Raw genomic sequence first — 16,499 nt, forward strand, 5'->3', positions numbered from 1 at the left:
CGCGGAGCGCGAGTCGTTAACGGGGCGCGAAATTTATCTTTACGTAATAGCGCACCCGTCTAGTCACGGCGGTTTTCTCGCCGGCCTGGGCTGGCGTCGTTCCGGGCTAACTGTCGGCGGGTTCCGCGCGTACGAAGTATACGAAATAAACGCCGGGCAGGATTTCGGCTTGCGACAGGACGTATTCGCGGCGGAGCCGCGGCGACGTCGCCATCTCGCGCTCGGCGGGCCACTGCGTACTTTTAACTACGTCGTCGATGGAGACCGGGCCGGGGGAGAATACGAGGCCGTAGATGAGGACGTAGTAAGGTTCTTGGTCCAGGACGTAATCGGTCGCGGAGAGATTGTGTCCCGGGAAGGCGAAGGTCCTTTTACCCCGGCGCGCGACGTACGGGTCGGTTAGGCCCAGCATGTCGACGGTGTAGAGGCCGCTGTAATACGGGATGATGCCGGCCGCGGTCGTCGCCAGCGTAGCCCCGGGCGGCGCGTTCTCGGCGAGCCATTTCCCGGCGACGACGTGTAGTTCGTGGGGTTGGCGGTACTGGCGGGCGTAGAAGAAGCCGGGGATGAATTGTAATAGGCTGGTCGCGACCAGCGCCACGGCCAACGTCGCCAGCACCCACCGGCGTAACCGGCCGAGCGACGTGACGACGTCGTACAGGGTCGCGGCGACGGCGACGAGCGCGAGAGGGATAATCGGCTGATAGAAGCGCACCGAGGGTTTCATATCGCCGCCGACGGCGATTACGTATACCACGAGGACCGCGAAGAGGGTGCCCCACAGATAGAAGACCTTGCGCGGTTTCGCGGCAAGCGGGAGGAGCAGGAAGAAAGGCGAAAATTTCAACAGGAAGCCCGCCGTGTACTTAAGGCCGTATATGAATTCCGTCCCCCGGGCCCCTACTTTGGCGTAAAAAGTATTGGGCAGGAAGGCACCGTAGTAGGCGAGGCGCCAACCTTCGTACGCGGTCGCGGCGACGACGATGGCGCCGAGCCAGAGGGCGAAGCGGCGCGGGTTGGCGCGCGCCGTCGCGACGTAGAACGGCAGCGCGGCGATGAAGACGAGGGCGCCGTCCGGCCGCGTGAGGAAGGTCAAGATAATCAAGGCGGCGGACAACGGCTTCCTGGCGGCGTCGACATATTCTTCGCTCGCGCGCCAGGCGGCGGCGGTTACGAGGAGGACGAAGAGGGAGGTCTCCAACCCCTGGGCGGCCTCCAGCAGAAAGTCGCCGTTGGCCGCGAGCATGGCCGCGGCGACTACGCCCATATATTCGCCCGCGTAACGGCGGCCCAGAAAGGCCGTTAGTACGATGGCCCCCAGGCTGGCGGCGACGCCGAACCATCGGCCCGCGGCGGGCGCCGCTATCCCCGCCTTTACCGCGGCCGCGACCAACAGCGTCCACAAGAAGTTCGTGTAACCTTCGACGCGTTCGCCGACGTTGTAGACCAGGCCGTTGCCGGCGACGAGGTTCTCCGCGTAACGAAAAGAGATGTACGCGTCGTCCTGCGTGATGTCGCCGAAGGAGGCTTCGGTTGCGGCCGCGGCCAGGCATACCGCCGCGACGCCGGCGAAAAAAAATATCCGCCTATTTCTACCGGTGGGGTTCAAGCGTTAATCGCCCGTTGATACGCGTCGGGTCTTAAGCCTTCTTGGCCGACTCCCACAAGCCCACGACGCCGCCGGCCGGGTCTTCGAATATCGTATACCAACCCATTTCGCCTACGGCCGTTTTAGGCGTCGTTATCTTGCCGCCGGCGGCCTCGACTTCCTTCGCCTTTTCATCTACGGAGGCGACGAAGACGTAGACCAGGCAGCCCGCCTCGCCGCACTTGCACGGCTCTTTGACGAGGTTGAAACCGCCGCCGGGGCCGTCGTCGGGCGTCCACATGGCGTAATCCGTCTTCGGGTCGACCTCGACCTTCCACCCGAAGACCTTCTCGTAGAACGCCTTGGATTTGGCGAAGTCGGTCGTCGGGATCTCTATGTGGCATATTCCGTGCATAAAGGCTCCTTTCCCCCGCTCGTTACGATTAGAAAGTTTATTTGATGAATTTCTTTTTTACCCATTCCAGTTGGTCGACGCCGAATTGGAAATCGTCTTTCTTGTCCGCGTACTTCTCGGCTCCTTCGCGGAAGGAGGCGACGGCCTTTTCGTACCGGCCTTTACCTTCCCCGTCGCCCCTCACCCACTCGGCGAGCCCTACGTAGCCGTCGGCCAGTATGAGGCCGAACCCCGCTTCCGCCGATACCTCCGTCGCCGCGCCCTCCTCCTTCGCGACCTCGACGTAATAGTCGAAGGATTTCCTGAAATTTTCCAAAGCGCCGTCGACGTCGCCGAGCGATAGTAGATGCATCCCTTTGGCCCAATACGCCATAGCGAAAGGGCCCGGCCCTTTTCCGAGCTCTTCTCGCCAGCGGATGCAGTCTTCGGCGGCCTTGAGGCCCGCTTCGAAGTGGCGCTTCTCCCGGGGCAGCGTATCGCCGGGCCAACACTCCGCCAGGCCGGCCGAAAGGTTGTACGACAGGACATTGGCGAAGTCGACGAGCTTGGCCGAATACTCGGCGGAAGGCGCGGCTTCGGCCTGGCGGAGGCCCTCGGCTATGCCGGCGTTGGAGACCTCGACGTAGCCGTCGAAGCTCTTACCCTCCCATTCCCGGCCGTAGAAAGCCCGCTGGGCGAACGAGTAAAGCTTACGGCGTTCCTCGTCGTTGAAGGCGGCCACGAAGTCGGCCACGGCGGCTGCGCCGCCGGTCTCCATCCTCGTTCGCATCTCGTTCCAGTGGATTTCCGGGAATTCCGCTTCCGTTTCCACGTTACTCGCCTCGCCGGGGCCTTCGTAGGCCAGGCCGACAGCTGCGGCCGCGACGGTTAACGCGAAAACGAAACGTACGCGAATTTTCACGGTAACACCTCCCGCGGGTTCCGCGTTCTTATGGCTCCTCGGGCCATAGCTCCCTTTTCCGCAGCGCGACCGTAAACGAGCCGTAGCGGCCTATGTCGTACATGTTCTCGAGGACCGTTATCACTCGCGGGTTTTCCAGCGCTTCTTTATACCCGTCGTGTATAAAGTACGCGTCCCGAAGTACGACCGCGCCGGTGTACCGGTCGCGCACCCACAGGCGGAAAGCCTCGTCGTCGCCGAGGAGGTCCTCGACCGCGACGTGCGGGTGGCGGTACCGCTCGGCGAAGGCGACGTCGACCGGCACCACTAACTTCATATATTCGGGAACGGCCCGCAGCGCCGACGCGGCCTCGGTCAGGCCGCGCTCGCCGTAGTTGAAGCGACGTTCGTAGTCGGCCCGGGCGTGCCGGACGTCGAGGGCCGGGCCGGCGGCGGCGGCCAAAATTACGAACGACATCACCCTCCCGCCTCGCCGCGTCATAACGACGAAGGCGACCAGGGGCAGGATTATGAAGGCGCCGGTGAGCGCGAGGGCTTTGTTGACGTCCCCCGGCGGCGCGAGGAGTACCTCCTTCGCTTCGCGCGCGACGTACGGCCAATACAGGGGGTCGCGGACGACGAGGAGGTAATATATGAAAGCCAGCGCTCCCAAGAACAGGACCGTTCGTTTCGACTCCCCCGCGAAGGCGGGCCCGAAAGTGGCGCCGAGTACCAGCGCGGCCAACGGTACCAGCGGCGCGTGGTATTTGACGAACCCGTAAGCGTCGCCCCCCACGAGCAGGTAGAAGAGTAGGAGGGCGAGCGCGGCTACGGCGGCGTACGCTACGGCCGGGTTAACGCGCGCGAACCGCCGCCGGACCTCGCCCAGCGAGGCGACGAAGAAAGTAATCAGGAACGGCAGGCCGAGCCAAAGGACGAGTCTTAAACTCCGTTTAACTACGACGCCCCAGAACGCGCCGCCCGGCGCCGCGACGCGGCCGAGGGAGTGCTTGAAAGGCTCGAGCAGCGGCAGCCCTTTTATCGTGGCGTACGGTACGAAGTAGACGGCGAATAAAATCACGCTTATCCCCAAGGCCGCGGCCAGGTAAGCCAACTGACGCGGCCTTCGCGCCGCGACGTAGTAGATGCCGAGGGCGGCGGCCAACACCGGCGGCGTCGTGAACTTCGCCGTCAAAGCTACGCCGACGAGCAAACCGAGCCCCAGCCATCCGCCGCGGCCGAGGTCGAAGTCCCGCCGCGAGAGGTACCAAATTAAAACCATGCCGACAAGCGGCATAAGGGCCGTGTCCGTATCAACCGATAACGCCGATTGGACGGCCAGCGGGTGAAGGGCGTACAACAGAACGGCCAGGAACGGCCCCCGTCGTTCGCCGGTGACGCGGTGCGCCACGAGCCAGAGTATCGCGCCCGTAGCGTAGAAACACGCGAGGCCGGCGAGGCGACCGGCCCAAGGCGCTTTCCCCGCCAGCCCCACGGGCACCGCAACCAGCGAATGGTAAAGCAGGGGATGGCACAGGACCGCCTTCCACGTCGAGCCCGAGAAGGCCATGGGCCGGGCGGTGCCGGCCAACGAGGAGGCGATGTCGACTTGTTGCGGTTCGTCGGCGACGAGCGGCCCGTTTATTTGGGAGAAGAGGAAGACGCCGGCCGCGGCGGCGACGGCGGCCAGGAGGAGGGCGTATACGACCGGAGGAATGGGCTTTTTCAATTCTTAAACCGGTACCGGCGGAGCGGTTATTCTTTTATCGTTTAATAACTATATTATTATTAATCCTATCGCCGTATTCGTTTAATACCGGCCGAAGGAGATATCCTTACGCCTTATCCTTCCGCAAGAACCGCTTCACGCCGGCGACGAAGCCGTCGACGCCTAAGGGATACGGGAATATCCGGCGGCGGTTGGTGTAGCCGTACCACAGCGTGAATATCAACTTGTAGAGGGGGTTGGACGGCAATTTGCACAGCGGCCGGGCGAGGCGCGCGAGGAAAGGCCACTCCACCATTACGCCGAAGAGCTTGTGGAGGTTGGCCAGCATTTTTCCCTCGGTTTCGCTTTCGAAGCGGAGGACCGAGTGGTCGTGGAAGGTGTGGAAGACGGCGTTAGGGTCGCCGTCGTAGTAGCCGCGCTGCACCGCGTATTCGGTGAGCTCGGTGCGGGGGTACGGCATGAATAGCGCGGACCAGGCGAAGGCGGGACGGCATTCCTGGTTGAGCCGGAGCGTCTCGAGGGCCTGCTGGAAGGTTTCACCCGGCAGGCCTATCATATTGGAGGCGTAGACGTTGACGCCGTTCTCGCGCAAGTACCGGCACGCGGATACGATCGTCTCGCGCGACATGTTTCGCTTTAAGAGCTCGTTGCGGACGGCGTCGTCGCCGGTCTCGATGCCGAGCAATACCGAGACGCAGCCCGCCCGGGCGAGGTCCCGCGCCACCTTTTCGTCCACCATGTTGGCCCGTACGTTGCAGTGAAAAGGGAGGCCGACCGCGCGGCCGTACTTGTCGGCGAACTCCGCGACCCACTCTTTGCCGTTGGTGAAATTGTCCGAGAGGAAGCGGACGAACTTGAGCGGGTACCGTTCGCGCACGTCCTCGATTTCGGCCAGGACGTTGTCCACCGAGCGCCACCGCAAAACCCGGCCCTTGCCGCGGTAGAGCTGGTTGTATTTATGATTGAAGCAGTAGGTGCACAGGTACGGGCAGCCGCGCATGGGGAAGAAGTGCTTCATCGTGACGCTGCGCATGTACTTGTCGTAGTCGTAGAGGATGTCGCGCGCCGGGAAGGGAAGCGCGTCGAGGTCGGCGACGAGGGGCCGGACGTCGTTGCGGTGAACGGTGCCGTTTTCTTTGGCCCACAGGTTGGGTATGTGGCGGTAGTCGTCGCCGCGGGCCAGCCGGTCCACCAGCTCGACTACGGCCTCTTCGCCCTCGCCGCGGCACACGACGTCCACGCCCTCCTCCTCCACGAATTCCGGGAAGAAGGTGGCGTGCGCACCGCCGAAGACGCTGACGACGGGTTTTTTAAGCGCCGCGCGGAGCTCGCGGTTCAAACGGAGGTAATATTGGTGGTAGCCGGTGGTGACGGAATAGGCGAGGACGTCGGGCCGGAACGACTCGACGTCGCGGGCGAAGGAGCGGCGGTCGGCGAGGGCCAGCGCCGCCTCGTGGCCCGCGCGCCGGAGCGTCGCGGCCAGGTAGAGGACCCCCAGCGGCTCGGTGAGCGTTACGTCTTTATATACGAAAAGTACTCGCACCGCTTCTGGATTTATAACACAACCGCCGAAAAGGCGCAACAGGAGACCGACAACGACGTGGCGTGCGAAAGGCGGCCCGAGGGCCGCCCTTCCGAGTAGCGGTTATTAAGCCGGTCGTTATTCGGTTTTTTCTTCCGCCGGGGGCCCCGTAAGCTTGGCGGCTATTTCCGGCGCGGCGTACTCGCACGCCTCGAGGAATTTGGCCTTGGCGTTGTTGCTGAGCGCTTCCAGCTCTTCTTTGGTCATCGTCGGCTCTTTGGCCATCGCCGCTTCGGTTATTTTGGCCAGCCCTTCGACGCCCGCCGCCGCGGCCTCGACTTTGGCGGTCGCTTCAGCGTACGCCGGAGCGTCCGCCTCGGGAGCCTCTATCTCCGTCAGCTCGGTGTGGAGACCCTCGAGTTTGGCGACGTTGTCGTTGAAGGCTTGCGCCAGTTCGGCGGTAGGTTTCTCCGCGCCGGCGCGCAAGTTCTCAACTTCCTCCAGGACGGCCGCTAGCCGCCCCTTCGCGTCGTCTACGGTCATGGCCGGTGCCGCGGTCTCGGCCGTCGGCTCCTCGGCCTTCTTGGCGCAACCGAAAATCGCCAACGCTACGGCGACCGCGGCCGCGACCACTATTGCCTTACGCATATTATGAAACCTCCTATGGGAAGATAAAAGAAAGACGGGAAACGGGTTCGAAATTACCACGCGCGGGTGCTGATGTCAAGTTTTAAATCCCCGCCGCGGGTATAATTCACGCGTTTTGCGACGAGGCGAGGGCCCGGCGGCGGGCGCCGCGGCAAATCGATTGGCGGCTGCGTCGGTTTATGTTATATTCTGACAGGATTTCGGCCGAGAGGAGGATGTACGAAATGGTTCCCAGAACGTTGACGGTTCTCTCGTTGGTTGCGGCGCTGGCCGTCCCTTCGGCGTTCGCCTGGCGCAAGTATTCGGGGCAGTACAACCCTTCCACCGGTTGGCCGGGTGTCCGCGTGGTCGACGAAGAGAACCACGTCGTCGCCGTCATATCCTTCGTCACGCCCAACGCCAGCTTCAGCGTCCCGTACATTACGCTCGAGGAGACGATGGACCCGAACGACATCGCCACCTGGAACGAGTTCGACAAAAAGCAAGAACCGGTGGTCGCGAAACGGGTGAGCGGCTGCGCCCAGGCCCTCAAGGTTTGCAAGTTGAAGATCTACGACTACCTGACCGAGGAGGCGTGGGGGAAGTGCGGCGGCCACTCGGCGTTCGTCAATCACAACGTGCGCATCGTCGTGGGGTACCTCAAGGGTACGAAATACAAGAAGCTCGAGGTCGAGGATTACGAGGTGGACCCGGCGATGATGGGCGTGGTTTTCGAAGTCGACGCCGTAAAGGACATAACGGAGATGGGCCCCGTATGCTGGGGTTATTGGTATCCATAACGTCGCGGGTTTAACGAGAAGCGTCTCGAAGGACGGGTGACGTGGCGCCGGGAAGGTTAAAGGATTACGGCCGGTTCGTGGGCGAGGTCGCGGCCGTGAGTTGCGTCGCGGGCGTGCTGGCCGCGGCCGGCGAGTACGTGTTGGGCGCGGCGCTGGGCGACGGCCGGTTTTGGGGGCCGCCGCGTTATTTTTTCCAGATATTGTTGGGCGTCGAGGCGTTGTGGGTAGCGTTTTTAGCCGCCGCGATTTTCGCGGTGGCCGCTACGGCGTATTTTTGGTGGGCGTCGCGGCGGGGCCCGGTTCGGTTGGCGTCGCCGGCGCTCTTCGCGGTTTTAGCCGCGCTGGGCGGCGCCGGTGCGGCGCGCTTCTGGGCCACGGTGGACCATCCGGCATTGCACCGCGGGGGCGTTACGACGCGGCTGATTATCGCGGCGGTATTCGTAGGCGCCGCGGCGGCCTGGGTCGGCCTCTCCGCCGGGATATACCGGCTCCTGCAAAAGGCGCCCCGGGCCGCGGGGGCGAAGTCGTCGGCCGCCGTCGTCGCCTTACGCCTGTTCGCGCTGGCGCTGCTCCTCCCGTTCGTAGCGGTCGAACTCGGCGGCCTTTGGCGGGCGCAAAAGCCCCGGCCCCACAAACCGGACATATTCTTCTTGGTAATGGACGCGTTCCGGGCGGACCGCCTCGAGTCGTACGGCGCGACGCGTCGCCTGGCGCCTACGCTCGAGGCCTTCGCCGGCGAGAGCGTCCTTTTTCGGGAGGCGTACACCGTCTCGTCGTGGACCAAACCCGCGATCGCGACGGCCCTAACCTCTACCCTCCCGAGTACCCACGGCGTTACGGCGCGTTTTACCGGGTTGCCCGAGGAGGCGTTGACGCTCACGGCGTACCTGCGGGGGAAGGGATACCGCACGTTGGCGGTATCGGCGAACCCCAACATAAACCGCATGGCCGGGATGGGCGACGGTTTCGACGTAATGGACAACGCCTGCGGCGGGAGCATCTTGGAAGCGGCGGGGCCGCCCACGGCCGCGGCGCGTATTCTGACGAAGCACGACGTATCGCCGCGCGTCTTCGGCGCGCTGTGGCGGCCTACTCGCGACGGCATGGCCTTGAACCGCAGGCTCGAGCTCTGGATGCGTTATACGCGGGGGCCCGCGCGCTTCGTGTACGTGCATTATTGGGAGCCCCATACCCCCAATCCGGCGCGGCCCGAGTATATGGCGGAATTGAAACCCTTCCTGGACCGCGTTGACCCGGCCCGCGCGCGCGAGCTCGCCGAGGGTAGGTATTTCTTCCACGACCTTATCAAGGACCCGTTTTTCCGGCCCGATTACGACGACGACGAGATCGCCTTGGCCAAAGCGCTGTACGACGCGGAGATCCGCCGGATGGACGTCGTTATCCAAGACGTGCTGGAGAACGTTATTCCCGCCTTCGCCGAGGAGCCGGAACCGATAATAATAATATTGGCGGACCACGGCGAGGAGTTCCTGGAGCACGGCCGGTGGCTCCACGGCGCCGGCCTGCACCGCGAGGTGGCCGAGATCCCGCTGATGTTCAAGGCGCCGGGCTACCCGGGCGCGGTGGTCGAGGGAGCGGTGACGCTGACGGACGTCGCGCCGACGCTGGTATCGCTCGTGGGCGGGAAGATCCCGGCGGAGTGGGAAGGTTTGGACCTGAAACCGTACTTCGCCGGCGAGGAAGCGGTTCCGCGGCGCGACCTACTTCTGGAGGGGATACAGGATTTCCACGTACCGGAGCTCGAGCCGCCGCAGCGGAGCATCGAGATGGACGCGCTGGTGGCGGGCGGTTATTATTACCTTAAAGACGACAATACGGGACGGGAGTTCTTTTATAAAAGGGAGGCCGACCCGCTTCAGCTGGATAACTTGGTAGGCGAGCCGGCCGGCGTCGACGAGCTGCTGGCGGAGCGCCGGGATACGGCCGACCGTTTAAAGGCCGAAGCCCAAGCGCGGGCGCTCATCCCCTCGCTCGGTTTCGTTCCGCCCCGGCTCGAGAAGTCGCTGCGGGCGTTGGGCTACGTCAACTGAGTCCGCGTCCGCCGACGTAGATTATCGCCCTTGACTTTTTCTATTTTTTATATATAATCTGGGAAAAGAAGGGCCGAGAGCAAAGGTGGAAATAATAAAAGTAGCGGTAGTCGTAGTTGTAAGGGGGGCACCGGCCCGCCCTTGGTGACGTTCGTTCGTTACGCTCCAGCGGGCCGGCCCAAGAGCCGGCCTTCTTATTATTTTTTCAGGTTAGCGCCGTTACCGGCCCGGTCTAACTCCGACGATTAACGGCGCCGTATTGAACGAGGTGAAAGTTGTGCCCAAGAAACTCGTCCCCCGATACGAAGCCTCGGAGCTCGAGGAGCGATGGTACCGCGAGTGGGAGGAGGCGGGCGTATTCACGCCGCCCGAGAAACCCGCGTCGGAGAAGGGCGTTTTTTCGGTAGTCATCCCGCCCCCCAACGTAACGGGCTCGCTCCACATGGGCCACGCGCTCAACAACACCATCCAGGACGTCGTCGTGCGCCAACGCCGGATGGCCGGGTACGATACGCTGTGGCTGCCGGGGACGGACCACGCGTCCATCGCGACCCACACCGTCATCGAGCGCGAGCTCGCCAGGGAGGGGCTGAGCCGCCGCGACCTCGGCCGGGAGGAGTTCCTTCGCCGCGCCTGGGCCTGGAAGGGGCAATACGGCGACACCATCGTCAACCAGCTCAAGAGGCTCGGCTGCAGCTGCGACTGGACGCGGCTCCGCTTCACCTTGGACGATGTGCTCTCGCGGGCGGTGGTGGAGGCGTTCGTGCGATATTGGGAGGACGGCCTGCTGTACCGGGACCTTCGTATGGTCACGTGGTGTCCGCGCTGCCGGACCGCCCTCTCCGACCTCGAGGTGCGCCACGAGGAGACGGACGGCATGCTGTGGTACATCCGCTACCCCGGCGCGGGGGGCGGCGAGGGCGTCGTCGTCGCCACCACCCGTCCCGAGACCATGCTGGGCGACACCGCGGTGGCGGTCAACCCCAAGGACGAGCGCTACAAGGGACTGGTGGGCGCCGCCGTCGTGCTGCCGCTCGTAGGGCGCGAGATACCGGTCGTTGCGGACGAAGCCGTTGACGCCTCGTTCGGGACCGGCGCGGTCAAAATCACGCCCGCCCACGACGCCGACGATTACGACGTGGCGCAGCGGCACGACCTCCCCACGGTCGTGGCCATCGACGAAGAGGGCCGGATGACGGACGAGGTCCCGGCCAAGTACCGCGGCCTGACGCGCGAGGAATGTCGCGAGGCGGTTCTCAAGGACCTCCAGGTGGAGGGGCTGCTCGAGACCACGAAGCCCTACAAGGTCCCGCTCGCGATATGCGACCGCTGCAAGACGGTGGTCGAACCGTACCTCTCGCTGCAGTGGTTCGTCAAGCAGGCCGAACTCGCCGGGCCGGCGCGCGAGGCCGTGGCCGCCGGCGACGTCAAGTTCGTGCCCGAGCGCTGGGTCAAGGTCTATTACGATTGGATGGACAACGTTCACGACTGGTGCGTCTCGCGGCAGCTGTGGTGGGGGCACCGCATCCCGGCCTGGTACTGCGACGACTGCGGCGAGGTCGTCGTGGCGCGCGCGGAACCGACGACGTGCAGCTGCGGCTCGAGCAAACTCCGCCGCGACGAGGACGTACTCGACACCTGGTTCAGCTCGGCGCTGTGGCCTTTCTCCACCATGGGCTGGCCCGACGACACGCCGGACATGAGGGTTTACTATCCCACCGACCTCCTTTGCACCGCCGCGGACATCATCTTCCTGTGGGTGGCGCGGATGATCTTCTCGGCGCTGAAGTTCACCGGCCGCGTGCCCTTCCACACCGTCTACTTCCACCCCATGATACAGACCGCGGAGGGGAAGCGTATGTCGAAGTCGCTGGGGACGGGCGTCGACCCGCTGTCCCTCGTCGACCGCCACGGCGCCGACGCCACGCGCTACACCTTGACCGCGCTCTGCACGCAGTCGCAATCCTTCCGGCTGTGGGAGGAGCGGTTCGACCTGGGCCGCAACCTCACCAACAAGATATGGAACGCGGCGCGGTTCCTGCTCCCCTACGTGGGGGAGTCGCCGGACGAGTCGCTTCCGGCGGCGGCCGAGCTCGAGCCGGTCGACCGCTGGGTGCTGTCGCGGCTCGCCCGGGCGCACGCCGAGGCCCAGCGCGAGTTCGACGAGATGCGGTTCAACGACTACGTGCACACCCTCTACCAATTTTTCTGGGGTGAATACTGCGACTGGTACCTGGAGGCCATAAAGCCCCGCCTGTACGGCAAGGCGCCGGGCGGCGACGCCGCGGCCCGCGTCGCCCGGCACGTCTTCGACGTCCTGCTCCGCCTCTTCCACCCGGTAATGCCGTTTATTACGGAGGAGCTTTACCGGTTGGTAGCGCCGGGCCGAGGTTTTTGCGCCCGGGCGCCCTGGCCCGAGGCCGACGTTGCCGCGGCCGACGAGGAGGCCGAAGCGCGGCTCGAGCTGCTGTTTGACGTCGTCCGCGCGGTGCGGAACATCCGGGCCGAGATGAACGTCCCGCCCGGGCGCGACGTCGACGTAATGTTGTCCGCCGAGGACGCGGTCGTAGCCGGCGCCGCGGCCGAGGCGCTGGCGCCTTTCTTCGCGCTGGCGCGCATCGCGAGCGCGTCGTCGCTGGCCGCCGGCAAGCGGCCCGCCCACGCCGCCGCCGCCGTCGCCGGCGAGCTGACGGTATTCGTCCCGCTGGAGGGCGTCATAGATTTCGACGTCGAGATAAAGCGGCTGACGCGGGCCAAGGAGAAGCTGGAGGCCGACGTCGCGACGCTGGGCCGTAAGCTGAGCGACGAGAACTTCGTCAAAAAGGCCCCGGCGGACATCGTGGCCGCGGACGCGGAACGCCTCGAGATCCTCAATGCCACGTTGGCGCGGGTAGAGGATAACCTGACGGCGCTGCAGTAGCCGGTTGGCGCCTTTCCGCTTGACGCGTTCGGGCCGCCCTCTTATAATAGTCGGCGGGGACCGTACCCATCTTTATGGCGATAGGAGATAACGGCCGCGGTCGGCGCGGCTGCCTCGTCGGCGCGCTCGTTTTGGCGTGCGCGGCGTTGGCCTTAATAGTCTCGGTGTTGATATGGTTGGGCCGCGCCGCGGGCGACCCGACGAGCACCGGTTACGAGCTGTTGCGGGTCGTACGGGGCGAGATGCCGGCCGAGGAATTTGTAACGGAAGCCATAATCGACCGGATGGCGAAGAAGGCCGGGGTTCCCCCGGACGAGGTAGCGGCGCTGAAGCGGGAGCTGGGGCCCATTACGCGGGACCTGCCGCGCTTGTCGGAGGGCGAGAAGGAGAAGCTCGCCAACCTCATTCGCGGCGCTGTAGAGGACGGCCGGGTCACCGACGACGAGCTCGCAACCATCCGCTTGTACAGCTACGAGTCGGCGCGGGATGGCAACGTCAAACCTTAGGGAACCTATCGTGGCGGGGCAATTCTACCCCGCGGACGAGGCGTCGCTCCGCCGCGAGCTGGCGACGTACGTCGTGGCCGCGGAGCGCAAGCCTTACCCGGGCGGCCTGTGCCCCCATGCCGGCTACGTCTATTCGGGCCCTACCGCGGGCGAGCTGTTCGCGCGGCTGCGCGTACCGGCGGTCGTCGTGCTGCTCGGGCCCAAGCACCACTCGGCGGGCGCGCCGTACGCGGTGTGGCCCGCGGGGGCGTGGCGGACGCCGTTGGGCGACGCGCCGGTGAACGAAGACGTGGCCGCGGCGCTGCTCGAGAAATGTCCCCTGCTGGAGGCGGACGAGGCCGCCCACCTTCCCGAACACTCGCTCGAGGTCGTCGTCCCGTTCGTGCAGTACGTCAATCCCGACGCGGCAATCGTCCCCGTCGCGCTGGGGCCGATGGCGGCGGCGGCCGTCCGTGATACCGGCGCAGGGGTCGCGGCCGCGCTCGAGCCTTTTAAACAGGACGCCGTCGTAATCGTCTCGAGCGATATGACCCATTACGAGTCCGCGGCCTCGGCCGAACGCAAGGACGCCCTCGCCATAGAACGCCTGAAGGAGTTGGACGGCGAGGGTTTGTTGGAGGTCGTGGCCTCGCACGACATCTCGATGTGTGGCGTCTGGCCCGCGGCGGTGGCGCTGGTCGCGTTGCGGGCCCTGGGCGCTTCGGGCGGGACGCTGATTCGGTATGCCACGTCGGCGGAGGCGTCCGGCGACTACGGCCACGTCGTCGGCTACGCCGCGTTGGCCTTCGCGTGAGAGGTTGGGATTATGCCGGCTTGGAAAGTTGAGAAGATAGTACTGCCGATAATGGTCGCGGCGGCCGTCCTCATACTGGTCTTCGGCGCGCTCAAGGAGACCGAGGAGGAGAACCTCGCCAAGCGGCTCGACGAGTGGCGCGAGGTCCTCCCGGCCGATTTCCGGGCGGAGTTCGACGCGGGCGAGGACGCCGCCTGCGCCAAGATGATTGAAGAGCGGCTCGAGTCCGACGCCGGGTTCAAGGAGCGGTACGAGGCGTTGCAGGATGAGGAGCTGACGCCGGTCTTCTCGCCCGAGGACATGGTGGATTACTACCGCGTGTACTTCGTCGACCGCCTGGCCGAGATCCGCGCCGAGAAGCAAAAGAGTTTCTGGTACCGCCTCTTTCACGGTTCCGGAAAGCGCGGCCCGGCCGATTAGTGGGCCCGACGGTTGAACTAACTCTATTCCAAACCCCTCGGCACGGTAATGGTTATGCCGTGCCTTTAACGCAGCGGTAAATTGGCAGCTGGCCGTGGTCGCCCGGGCTAAAGTTTTAATGGTTCACAATTACTCGTCGTGGGGCGGAAACCTCGCGACGGTGTTGGCGCTGTGCGAACGCTTGCCGGCGCGCGGCTTCGACGTCGCGCTCGCGGCCCCGAGCACCCAGCCGTACGCGACGCGTTTCAAAGACGCCGGCGTTCCCACTTTCGACGCCGAAGTCAAGAGCAAGTACGACGTGTTTACCCATCGCCGTTACGCCGATTTGGTAAAAAAGGAGGGCTTCGACGTAGTGCACACCCACACCCGGCGCGCCGACTTCGTCGCGGCCCTCGGCGGCCGGCTGGCGGGTGCGGCCACCGTGTCCACGCAGCACGGTCAAATTAACCTCGACCGCCGTACGTTGAATGAGAAACGGGATTTCTCGGCCAGGTTCTATTGTTTCTGTTTGAGGAATTTTTTCGATAGACACGTCGCGGTCTCGGCGGAGATAGCTGACGAGCTTCGCGAAAGGTGTCGCGTACCGGCGGCCAAAGTTACCCATATACCAAACGGCCTGGAGGCGGCGCCCTTCCTCGAGGCCGCGCGCGAGCGACTGTCGTTCCGACACGAGATCGGCGCGCCGCGCTGGGCGGTGGTCGCGACGGTGGTAGCGTCGCTCGATTCCAAAGGGCACGGCGACCTTCTGGCGGCGTTTGCGGAGCTGCTAGCCGAGGGCTTAGACGTACGACTCGTAGTGGCCGGGGAAGGGCATTGGGGCCTCCCCGTAATCCGCCGGGCCGCGGCGGAGTTGGGTATAGCCGAACGCGTCCATATACTCGGCTTCCGCGACGACATCCCGCGGGTCCTCGCGGGTTCGGACGTTTTCGTTTTGCCGACGCCGTCCGAAGGGTTGTCGATAGCGATTATGGAAGCTATGGCGGCAGCGCTGCCGGTGGTCGCGACGGCCGTGGGCGGCAACCCGGAACTGCTCGAGCCGGGCAAGACGGGTTACCTGGTTCCGGCGGGCGACGTCGCCGCGTTGGCAGACGCCTTGCGAGAGCTCGCCCGCGACCCGGTCAAGCGTAGGGCCATGGGCCGCGCGGCGCGGTCGCGCGTCACGCTCGAGTTCACGGCGGATAAGATGGCGGACCGGTACGCTAAATTATACGAAGAGCTCCTGCGAAAGAAGGGGGCCGAGGCGTGAGCGGCGGCGACGACGTCAAGGTTGCGGTCGTCGGCGTAGGCCGGTGGGGTTTGAACCATCTGGCGAAGCTTGTCCCGCTCCTGGGGCCCGAGCGCGTCGCCTTCTACGACGCCGACGCCGAGAGGGCGCGCGCCGCCGGGGAACGTTATCCCGAGGTCGCGGCGCTGCGTTCCTGGGAGGAGTTCCTCAAGGGCGGTTATAAAGCCGCGATAATCGCCGCGCCGGCGTCCCACCACGCCGAGCTGGCCGGTGCCGCGCTCGCGGCCGGCAAGGACCTGCTGGTCGAGAAGCCGCTGGCGCTCACGCCGCCCGACGCCGCGGCGCTGGTGCGGTTGGCGGAAGAGAAAAAGGCCGTATTGATGGTGGGGCACATATTGCTCTTCGACCCGGCCTTCGAGGCGTTGAAGGACGCTATCGCCGCCGGCGAGCTGGGCGATATCAAATATATGACCGCGGCCCGGGCCAAGCTGGGGACCATCCGCCTCGAGGAAGACGTGACGTTCAGCCTCGCGGCGCACGACGTCGCGCTCGCGCTCTGGCTTTTGGAGGATGAGCCGGCGTCGGCGTCGGCGGTGGCGGTGGACGCCCGGGGCGCGGGCGTCGCGGACGCTGCCTTCCTCAACCTGTCTTTCTCCGGCGGCGTCACCGCGCACGTATGGGCGTCGTGGTTGTACCCGCTCGAGACGCGGCGGTTCGTAGTCGTGGGCGACGAGGCCATGGCCGCGGTAATCCAGGAGGAGGGCGGCCGCGGTGAACTTACCGTTTACCGTATGGGCGCGCGGGGCGGCGGCGCCGAGGTTTACGACGACGGCTCGAGCGCGGTGGAAGTCCCGGTCGTCGACCTGTTGGAAGCGGAGCTCGGGCACTTTCTGGAGTGCGTCGCGACGAGGGCGACGCCGCGGGCCGACGGCCGCCAGGGGCTCGACGTCGTCAAAGTTTTGGCCGCGGCGCAGAAGTCGGCCGCGGCCGGCGGGGGGCCGGTACGCCTCGAGAACTAGGGCC

14 protein-coding genes are annotated in these 16,499 nt (G+C 65.1%); 8 read left to right on the forward strand and 6 right to left on the reverse strand.

Going from position 1 to position 16,499, the window contains the following annotated elements; all coding sequences use genetic code 11:
- Nucleotides 1-106: 106 nt before the first annotated feature.
- From VMX79_02375 to VMX79_02400, 6 genes are all read right to left on the reverse strand, one after another.
- Nucleotides 107-1,609 (reverse strand): hypothetical protein, encoded by a 1,503-nt coding sequence (locus tag VMX79_02375; protein ID HUV85939.1) that lies wholly within the window; start codon nucleotides 1,607-1,609, stop codon nucleotides 107-109.
- Between the two features lie 31 nt (nucleotides 1,610-1,640).
- Entirely contained in the window at nucleotides 1,641-2,003 is a 363-nt protein-coding gene (locus tag VMX79_02380; GenBank protein HUV85940.1) for a VOC family protein, read from the reverse strand.
- Between the two features lie 37 nt (nucleotides 2,004-2,040).
- Nucleotides 2,041-2,904: a hypothetical protein gene (locus tag VMX79_02385; GenBank protein HUV85941.1), complete on the reverse strand. Its 864-nt coding sequence runs from the start codon at nucleotides 2,902-2,904 to the stop codon at nucleotides 2,041-2,043.
- A gap of 28 nt (nucleotides 2,905-2,932) precedes the next feature.
- Entirely contained in the window at nucleotides 2,933-4,612 is a 1,680-nt protein-coding gene (locus VMX79_02390; GenBank protein HUV85942.1) for a glycosyltransferase family 39 protein, read from the reverse strand.
- A gap of 106 nt (nucleotides 4,613-4,718) precedes the next feature.
- Nucleotides 4,719-6,155 (reverse strand): radical SAM protein, encoded by a 1,437-nt coding sequence (locus VMX79_02395; GenBank protein HUV85943.1) that lies wholly within the window; start codon nucleotides 6,153-6,155, stop codon nucleotides 4,719-4,721.
- Nucleotides 6,156-6,272: 117 nt separating this feature from the next.
- The gene (locus VMX79_02400) at nucleotides 6,273-6,782 is read right to left on the reverse strand and encodes a hypothetical protein (GenBank protein HUV85944.1); all 510 of its coding nucleotides are present in this window, start codon (nucleotides 6,780-6,782) and stop codon (nucleotides 6,273-6,275) included.
- A gap of 224 nt (nucleotides 6,783-7,006) precedes the next feature.
- Here VMX79_02400 and VMX79_02405 point away from each other — a divergent pair, with 224 nt between their 5' ends.
- The 8 genes from VMX79_02405 (at nucleotide 7,007) to VMX79_02440 (ending at nucleotide 16,495) form a co-directional block, all read left to right on the forward strand.
- Entirely contained in the window at nucleotides 7,007-7,561 is a 555-nt protein-coding gene (locus tag VMX79_02405; protein ID HUV85945.1) for a hypothetical protein, read from the forward strand.
- Nucleotides 7,562-7,602: 41 nt separating this feature from the next.
- A complete protein-coding gene (locus VMX79_02410) occupies nucleotides 7,603-9,612 on the forward strand; it encodes a sulfatase-like hydrolase/transferase (GenBank protein HUV85946.1) in 2,010 nt (669 codons plus the stop codon).
- A gap of 277 nt (nucleotides 9,613-9,889) precedes the next feature.
- Nucleotides 9,890-12,532, forward strand: coding sequence for a valine--tRNA ligase (locus VMX79_02415; GenBank protein ID HUV85947.1), 2,643 nt, complete (start codon nucleotides 9,890-9,892; stop codon nucleotides 12,530-12,532).
- A 74-nt stretch (nucleotides 12,533-12,606) separates the two neighbouring features.
- A complete protein-coding gene (locus VMX79_02420; GenBank protein ID HUV85948.1) occupies nucleotides 12,607-13,038 on the forward strand; it encodes a hypothetical protein in 432 nt (143 codons plus the stop codon).
- Complete coding sequence (amrB, locus tag VMX79_02425; GenBank protein ID HUV85949.1) at nucleotides 13,019-13,831, forward strand: AmmeMemoRadiSam system protein B; 813 nt, start codon at nucleotides 13,019-13,021, stop codon at nucleotides 13,829-13,831. The genes VMX79_02420 and amrB overlap by 20 nt, the downstream gene beginning before the upstream one ends.
- A gap of 12 nt (nucleotides 13,832-13,843) precedes the next feature.
- A complete protein-coding gene (locus VMX79_02430; protein HUV85950.1) occupies nucleotides 13,844-14,251 on the forward strand; it encodes a hypothetical protein in 408 nt (135 codons plus the stop codon).
- A 118-nt stretch (nucleotides 14,252-14,369) separates the two neighbouring features.
- Nucleotides 14,370-15,497, forward strand: a complete 1,128-nt coding sequence (locus tag VMX79_02435) for a glycosyltransferase family 4 protein (GenBank protein ID HUV85951.1) — start codon at nucleotides 14,370-14,372, stop codon at nucleotides 15,495-15,497.
- Nucleotides 15,494-16,495, forward strand: coding sequence for a Gfo/Idh/MocA family oxidoreductase (locus tag VMX79_02440; protein ID HUV85952.1), 1,002 nt, complete (start codon nucleotides 15,494-15,496; stop codon nucleotides 16,493-16,495). Before VMX79_02435 ends, VMX79_02440 begins: the two co-directional genes overlap by 4 nt.
- Nucleotides 16,496-16,499 lie beyond the last annotated feature (4 nt).

The sequence above is a fragment of the bacterium genome (assembly GCA_035529855.1).
Lineage (GTDB): Bacteria > RBG-13-66-14 > B26-G2 > WVWN01 > WVWN01 > WVWN01.

Bases quoted from the DNA above. Each gene is read 5' to 3' on its own strand.
- amrB (HUV85949.1), top strand. From the start codon at position 13,019: ATGGCAACGTCAAACCTTAGGGAACCTATCGTGGCGGGGCAATTCTAC.
- VMX79_02430 (HUV85950.1), top strand. From the start codon at position 13,844: ATGCCGGCTTGGAAAGTTGAGAAGATAGTACTGCCGATAATGGTCGCG.
- VMX79_02405 (HUV85945.1), top strand. From the start codon at position 7,007: ATGGTTCCCAGAACGTTGACGGTTCTCTCGTTGGTTGCGGCGCTGGCC.
- VMX79_02420 (HUV85948.1), top strand. From the start codon at position 12,607: ATGGCGATAGGAGATAACGGCCGCGGTCGGCGCGGCTGCCTCGTCGGC.
- VMX79_02400 (HUV85944.1), bottom strand. From the start codon at position 6,782: ATGCGTAAGGCAATAGTGGTCGCGGCCGCGGTCGCCGTAGCGTTGGCG.
- VMX79_02435 (HUV85951.1), top strand. From the start codon at position 14,370: ATGGTTCACAATTACTCGTCGTGGGGCGGAAACCTCGCGACGGTGTTG.
- VMX79_02380 (HUV85940.1), bottom strand. From the start codon at position 2,003: ATGCACGGAATATGCCACATAGAGATCCCGACGACCGACTTCGCCAAA.